At 73.3% G+C, this 5,391-nt stretch carries 6 protein-coding genes; 5 read left to right on the top strand and 1 reads right to left on the bottom strand.

The genetic code is table 11. The features are described from left to right. Positions 1-217 precede the first annotated feature (217 nt). The gene (locus tag AB0H87_RS37425; protein ID WP_360157091.1) at positions 218-655 is read right to left on the bottom strand and encodes an Hsp20/alpha crystallin family protein; all 438 of its coding nucleotides are present in this window, start codon (positions 653-655) and stop codon (positions 218-220) included. A 119-nt stretch (positions 656-774) separates the two neighbouring features. Here AB0H87_RS37425 and AB0H87_RS37420 point away from each other — a divergent pair, with 119 nt between their 5' ends. The 5 genes from AB0H87_RS37420 to AB0H87_RS37400 all read left to right on the top strand — a co-directional run. Continuing rightward, on the top strand, positions 775-1,380 hold the full coding sequence (locus tag AB0H87_RS37420; RefSeq protein ID WP_360157088.1) for a hypothetical protein: 606 nt from the start codon (positions 775-777) through the stop codon (positions 1,378-1,380). A gap of 336 nt (positions 1,381-1,716) precedes the next feature. Beyond that, the gene (locus AB0H87_RS37415) at positions 1,717-3,048 is read left to right on the top strand and encodes a cytochrome P450 (protein WP_360157085.1); all 1,332 of its coding nucleotides are present in this window, start codon (positions 1,717-1,719) and stop codon (positions 3,046-3,048) included. Next, complete coding sequence (locus AB0H87_RS37410) at positions 3,045-3,941, top strand: alpha/beta hydrolase (protein WP_360157082.1); 897 nt, start codon at positions 3,045-3,047, stop codon at positions 3,939-3,941. Before AB0H87_RS37415 ends, AB0H87_RS37410 begins: the two co-directional genes overlap by 4 nt. Next, positions 3,928-4,743: an SDR family NAD(P)-dependent oxidoreductase gene (locus AB0H87_RS37405; RefSeq protein ID WP_360157079.1), complete on the top strand. Its 816-nt coding sequence runs from the start codon at positions 3,928-3,930 to the stop codon at positions 4,741-4,743. The genes AB0H87_RS37410 and AB0H87_RS37405 overlap by 14 nt, the downstream gene beginning before the upstream one ends. Beyond that, a partial coding sequence (locus tag AB0H87_RS37400) for a TetR/AcrR family transcriptional regulator (protein WP_360157076.1) occupies positions 4,740-5,391 on the top strand: 652 nt, incomplete at its 3' end. The genes AB0H87_RS37405 and AB0H87_RS37400, both read left to right, overlap by 4 nt.

Here is a 5,391-nt window from a genome sequence, read left to right as displayed (position 1 = left end):
CCGGTCAGCAGGTGCAGGGTGACCCCGGCGTTGGTCACGTAGTGCCCCACGACGCCGCGACGATCGTGTCGAACTCGGCCTTCACCAGCTCCTCGTCATGGCACACGAGATCGAGGAACGCGTCGTCCACGGCCCGCGTAGTCGTCACACCCACCGCCGTCACCTCCTGCCGTTGACCGCCCCGGGCGGCGAACCGCCACCCAGGGCGGTGGGTCGGTCAGGCGTCGATCGCCTTGCGCCCGCTCGTCGAAACGGCCACCTTGCGCGGCTTGGCCTGTTCGGCGACCGGGATCCGGACGGTCAGGACGCCGTTGTCGTAGCTCGCCTCGATCCGGTCGGTGTCGAGCGCGTCGCCCAGGAACAGCTGGCGGGAGAACACGCCCAGCGGCCGTTCGGCCACCTGGACCTGGGCGTCCTCGGCGAGGTCGAGCGGGCGGCGTTCGGCCTTGACGGTGAGGACGTTGCGTTCGACGTCCATGTCGATCGCGTCCGGTGCGACGCCCGGCAGGTCGAACGCGACGACGAGGTGGTCACCACTGCGGTACGCGTCGAGGGGCATCGGCGCCGGCCGTGACCACGTGCCTGGCGCGGCGCCACCCAGCAGACGCTGTGTGATCTGGTCGAGCTCGCGGAAGGGATCGGTGCGCATCAACATCGGATTCACCCCTTTCACCGAAGAACGACGGTGTCAATGCGCTCAGTTGTTGTTGTAACATGTCATCGGACCGATGACAAGCGGTTCCGTCAACAAGTCGATGACAGGGGCGAGCGCCGATGGACAGCAAGGCCGCCGTGGGGGCTCTCGAGCAGGCGATGACCGACGCGGCCGAGCGGACGAAGGGCATCCCGGTCGCCGACATCCTCGCGGCGCTGGTCGTCCTCCGGCGCGTCCGCGCGCAACTCGACGGATGGGAGCGGCAGCTCATCGCCGGTGCCCGGCACGCGGGCGCCAGCTGGGCGCAGCTCGCGCCGGCACTGGGGGTCGCCAGCCGCCAGGCGGCCGAGCGTCGCTTCCTGCGCCTCGCGCCCGACAGCGGCGGCGGTCCGACGACCCGTGACCAGCGGGTGCTGGCGGTCCGCGACCAGCGGGCCGCCGACCGGGCCGTCGAGGACTGGGCCCGGGCCGAGGGCGCCGACCTGCGTCAGCTCGCCGGCCTCGTGTCCGCCGTCGAGGAGCTGGGGCCGGCCGCGCAGCCGAGTCTCGACGAGCTGCACCGGGCGATCGGTGCCGACGACGCCGCGGTCCTGCTGCCGCTGCTCGCCGCGGCCGGCCGACACCTGCCCGCCGGCCACACCCTGGCCGGGCGCATCGCGGGCGTGGCGGCGCAGGCGCAGCGGATCCGCGACACGACCCAGCAGCGCCGCGCCCACGACCGTTGACCCGCCGGGCCGGCCACCGCTTGACTCTCGCCTCAGCGGGTATGGCGTGCGCCATGAGAATCGGAAACGTGGAGATCCGCCCCCTCGGCGGCGGCATCGGCTGCATGCTGATGATTGCCTTCTCCGTCATCGCGTCGATCGTCCTGACGGTGCTGCTCAATCTCTTCCTCTGAGGTCCGATCGCCCTGCGACGGGGACACGGGATAGGGGCCCCTCGAGGGATGTCTCCAAACGGCGCCCGATTGGAGACATCGATCAACCCTTGTGCGTCTATGTCTGGCGGGACTACCGTGCGGGTGTCGGGTACTGCCCGGTACTCCCCCCGGAGGAGGACGCATGGACGCTCCCGTCGTGCGCCTGCCCAAGGCGGCCCAGACGGCCGGCATGCTGTTCGCCCGGCGGCGCTTCCTGATGTCGTTGCGCGAGCGCCACGGCAAGGCCTTCGTCCTCGACGTGCCGCCGTTCGGCAGGACCCTCGTGGTCAGCGACCCCGCCGCCCTCAAGCAGCTCTTCACCGCGAGCCCGGAGGTCGTCGGCACGCCGCAGCCCAACCTCGGCCGCGTGCTGGGCGCCGGCTCCATCTTCGGCCTCGACGGTGAGCCGCACCGGTTGCGGCGCAAGCTGCTCGTGCCGCCGTTCCACGGCCGCCGGATGCACGCGTACGCCGGGCTGATCGAGGAGGAGTTCGCGCGGGAGGCCGCGACCTGGCCCCTCGGGCGCGAGTTCGCGACGCTGGCCCCGTTCATGCGGATCACCCTCAACGTGATCCTGCGGGCCGTCTTCGGCGCCGATGGGGAAGAGCTCCGTGAGCTGCGCGAGAAGCTGCCGATCTTCGTCACGTACGGCTCCCGGTTGACCGTGCTGCCCGTGACCGACCGCGGCATCGGGCCGTGGAACCCGTGGCGCAAGTTCCGCGAGTACCGCGCCATCTACGACCGGATCGTCCAGATCCTGATCGACCGGGCGCGCGCGGACGAGCACCTCGACGAGCGCGACGACATCCTCGCCATGCTGCTGCAGAGCCGCTACGAGGACGGCGCTCCGATGTCCGACGCGCACATCAAGGACGAGCTGCTCACCCTGCTCGCGGCCGGGCACGAGACGACCGCCACGACGCTGGCCTGGGCGGTCGAACGGCTCAGCCGGCACCCGGCGGCGCTGCACGCGCTGGTCGACGACCTCGACCGCGGCGGCACCGACCTGCTGCAGGCCACGATCCTCGAGATCCAGCGGACCCGGCCCGTGGTGATCAACACCGCCCGCCGCGTCATCGGGGACGGCCTGCGGATCGGGGAGGTCGACGTGCCGCGCGGCTGGACCGTGCTCGCCGGCATCGACCTGGTGCACACCGACGAGAGCGTGTTCGCGCACCCGCGCCGGTTCGACCCGACCCGGTTCGTCGGCGAGAAGCCGGCCACGTACGCCTGGATCCCGTTCGGCGGCGGCACCCGGCGCTGCGTCGGCGCCGCGTTCGCCAACCTGGAGATGACCGTCGTGCTGCGCGCGCTGCTTCGCGACTTCGAACTGCGCACCACGTACGCGCCCGGCGAGCGCTGGCATTCCCGCGGTGTCGCCTACGCACCGGCCAAGGGCGGCCTCGCGGTCGTGCACCGGCGCACCCAGCCGCGGGGGACCAGCACAGGGGAGCAGATGGAGGTCACCGCATGAGCGACGAACGGTTCGCGGACGTCGGGCGGGGGATCCAGCTCTGCTACGTCGAGCACGGCGATCCGGCCGGCGCACCGCTCGTGCTGATCATGGGGCTCGGCCAGCAGCTGGTCGCCTGGCCAGAGGGCTTCGTGGAGATGCTGGTCCAGCGCGGCTACCGGGTGGTCACGTTCGACAACCGGGACGCCGGCCGGTCCACCCACGCCGGCTACCGGCCGCCGTCGCTGGCCCAGATCCTCACCGGGCGCATCCCCGCGGACGCGTACCACCTCGGCGACCTGGCCCGCGACACGACCGGCCTGCTCGACGCGCTGGAGCTGCCCAGCGCGCACCTGGCCGGCGTGTCGATGGGCGGCATGATCGCGCAGACCGTCGCCGCCCACTTCCCGTCGCGGGTCCGCACGCTGACCTCGATCATGTCGACCACCGGCGCCCGATTCGTCGGCCGGCCGCGGCTGTCGACCTGGCGGCTCATGGGCGGCGCGCCGCCCCGGACCCGGGACGAGGCCATGGATCGGGCGGTGCGGATCTTCCGGCACATCGGCTCGCGCGGCTTCCCCTTCGACGAGCCGGGTGTACGCGCGCGGGCGGCCGCCGCCTGGGACCGCGACCCCTCGGCGGCCGGGGTGGGCCGGCAGCTCGCCGCGATCTTCGCCTCCGGCGACCGCACCCGGGAGCTGCGCCAGATCCGCGTGCCGACTCTGGTCGTGCACGGCGACCGGGACCCGATGGTGCACCCGAGCGGCGGACGGGTGACCCAGCGGGCGATCGCCGGCGCGCGCCTGGTGGTGATCCCCGGCCTGGGCCACGACTGCCCGGCCGGGGTGTGGCCGACGCTGGCGGACCTGATCGCGGGGCACGCGCGGGAGGAGGCCGGCGATGTCGCGGCCTGAGCCGCTGGCGGGCCGCACCGTCGTCGTCACGGGTGCCGCGTCCGGGATCGGCCGGGCGCTCGCGCGGCGGCTCTCGGCGGCCGGCTGCCCGGTCGCGGTCGCGGACGTCGATGAGCCGGGGCTCAAGCACGACCTGCCCGGGCCGGTGCTACGACGCGTCCTCGACGTGCGCGACGCGGCCGCGGTCACCGCGTTCGCCGGTGAGGTGCGCGACTGGGCGCCGGCGCCGCTCGGTGCCGTGTTCAACAACGCGGGTGTGGCGATCGGCTCGTCGGTGCTCGGCGCGGTGCCCGCGGACGACGACTGGCTGCACGAGATCAACTTCCGCGGCGTGGTCAACGGCGTGCGCGCGTTCCTGCCGCTGCTGGTCGCGCAGGACGCCGGCACGATCGTCAACACCTCCAGCGTGTACGGGTTGATCGGCGTCCCGTACCAGAGCGCCTACTGCGCCGCGAAGTTCGCTGTCCGCGGGTTCACCGAGGCCCTCCGGCAGGAGCTGCGCGGCACCGGGGTGCGGGCGGCGACCGTACACCCGGGTGGGGTGAAGACCAACATCGCGCGCAACGCCCGGTTCCGTGCGGACCCCGAGGGTCGTGGCCGGACCCACGAGCAGATCGCGGCCGAGTTCGACGCGATCGCCCGCACCACGCCCGAGCGCGCCGCCGAGATCATCCACAAAGGAGTCGACCGCGGGAAGGCGCGGATCCTCGTCGGCCCGGACGCCTATCTCGTGGACGCGCTGGCCCGGCTGGCACCGACCCGCTACTACGACATCGTCGCGGGCCTGCGGCGCCGGCGGTGACCGCGGACCCTGTCCGGGAGCGGCTCCTCAAGGGACTGCACCGGGCGATCGAGGAGCGCGGCTACCGCGAGACGACGATCGCCGACATCGTCCGGCACGCGCGGGCGTCGCGGAGCACGTTCTACCAGGTGTACGAGACGAAGGACGACTGCCTGCTGGCGCTGATGGAGGCCGCGAACGCCGCCCTGATGCGGCGGATCGTGAGCGCCGTCGACCCGACCGCGCCCTGGCAGTCGCAGACCCGGCAGGCGGTGCTCGCCTACATCGGCCACGTCACGGCGAGCCCGGAGCTGTCGCTGTGCTGGATCCGGGAGTTCCCGTCGCTCGGCCCGGTCGCGGGCCGGGTCCGCCGCGAGACGATGAACGCGCTCGCTGATCTCGTGCAGCGGCTGACCGCCAACGAGCCGTTCCGCCGGGCGGGCCGGGCCCCGGTCTCCCGCTCGCTGGCCCTGGTCATCCTGGGCGGGTTGCGCGAGCTGACCGCGACGGTCCTGGAGGAGGGCGGCGACGTCCGGGACGTGGCGGAGATCGGCGTCGCGGCGTCCGTCGCGTTGCTCGGCGCGGGCCCGCCGGCGTCGGCCGGGCCCGCACCGGCGCCGCCCGGCCTCGTGCTCACCGACGAGCAGTGGGCCCGCATCCGGCCCCTGC

Origin of the sequence: Asanoa sp. NPDC050611, assembly GCF_040654855.1 — a bacterium.
In the GTDB taxonomy this organism is placed as follows: domain Bacteria; phylum Actinomycetota; class Actinomycetes; order Mycobacteriales; family Micromonosporaceae; genus Asanoa.
This window is presented reverse-complemented; position numbering and strand designations above follow the sequence as displayed.

Excerpts from the sequence above, each read along its gene's own strand:
- AB0H87_RS37415 (WP_360157085.1), top strand. The coding sequence starts at position 1,717 with ATGGACGCTCCCGTCGTGCGCCTGCCCAAGGCGGCCCAGACGGCCGGC.
- AB0H87_RS37425 (WP_360157091.1), bottom strand. The coding sequence starts at position 655 with ATGTTGATGCGCACCGATCCCTTCCGCGAGCTCGACCAGATCACACAG.
- AB0H87_RS37405 (WP_360157079.1), top strand. The coding sequence starts at position 3,928 with ATGTCGCGGCCTGAGCCGCTGGCGGGCCGCACCGTCGTCGTCACGGGT.
- AB0H87_RS37410 (WP_360157082.1), top strand. The coding sequence starts at position 3,045 with ATGAGCGACGAACGGTTCGCGGACGTCGGGCGGGGGATCCAGCTCTGC.
- AB0H87_RS37420 (WP_360157088.1), top strand. The coding sequence starts at position 775 with ATGGACAGCAAGGCCGCCGTGGGGGCTCTCGAGCAGGCGATGACCGAC.